This is a genomic window from Oleiphilus sp. HI0125 (assembly GCF_001635355.1).
This window is the reverse complement of sequence record NZ_LWGF01000263.1, coordinates 1-969: the sequence shown is the minus strand read 5'-3', so window position 1 is coordinate 969 and position 969 is coordinate 1. Positions and strand designations below refer to the sequence as shown.

2 protein-coding genes are annotated in these 969 nt (G+C 47.0%); both read right to left on the bottom strand.

All coding sequences use genetic code 11. From position 1 onward, the window contains the following. Nucleotides 1-102: 102 nt before the first annotated feature. Nucleotides 103-591 (bottom strand): (2Fe-2S)-binding protein, encoded by a 489-nt coding sequence (locus A3762_RS03840; RefSeq protein ID WP_068754181.1) that lies wholly within the window; start codon nucleotides 589-591, stop codon nucleotides 103-105. A gap of 39 nt (nucleotides 592-630) precedes the next feature. Continuing rightward, on the bottom strand, nucleotides 631-969 hold a 339-nt coding region (locus A3762_RS03835; protein WP_197469005.1), incomplete at its 5' end, for a Smr/MutS family protein.

Here is a 969-nt window from a genome sequence, read left to right as displayed (position 1 = left end):
GCGCAACCTGTCATGCTAAATGCAACCGCCAAGCCACCTGTAGTACTGGCAGCACCTACTAATAAATTTCTTCGCGTAATAGCAGGGCCTTTCATGATTTGCTTATCCATTGTTCACCCCACCCTTCTTTGCTTCGTATGCAAGCTCTGTCGCTGCAGTTTTAATCGCCGCTTTGATTCGAGGGTAAGTTCCGCAACGACATACATTACCAGCCATAGCCACATCGATATCATCGTCAGATGGATTTGAATTACCCGCTAATAACGCACTAGCAGACATAATTTGTCCCGGCTGACAGTAACCACACTGAGGGACATTGTGCTTAACCCATGCGCTCTGAACAGGATGCAAACTTTCGCCGTCGGACAGACCTTCAATCGTTGTAATCTGTTGCCCTTCAACAGCAGACACTGGTGTAATACACGAACGAACTGCTTGGCCATTCAAATGCACAGTACAGGCCCCGCACAAGCCCATACCACAACCAAACTTAGTGCCCGTCATTTCAAGCGTGTCACGAATAAACCATAATAAAGGCGTATCTGCGTCTACGTTAACTTCGCGCTCCTCACCATTCAGAAAAAATTTCATATGAATCTCTTTTTTGTTTTCAGTGTGATAATGCCTTATCTAGCGCAAGCCAAACTTCTCTCTTGTACTTTGCTTAGACTTATCCCCTTTCTTTAACATCACGTATACAGCCCCCGTGCCTCCGTGGCGAGGTTGAGCAGAATGAAACGCCATAACTTCGTCGATCTGAGGCAACCATACAGACAAGTGGCTTTTTATCGCAGCGATCTTGTCTGCATTGCGTTCGCCCTTACCGTGGAGTATCAGGACTGTACGAAGTTCGTATTGAAAGCAGTCACGCAAAAACTGGAACACCTCACGACGCGCTTCTTCAACTGTCAGCCTATGTAGGTCGAGCCTCGCCTCAATGTCGTAGCGCCCCATTCTCAGATTTTTATA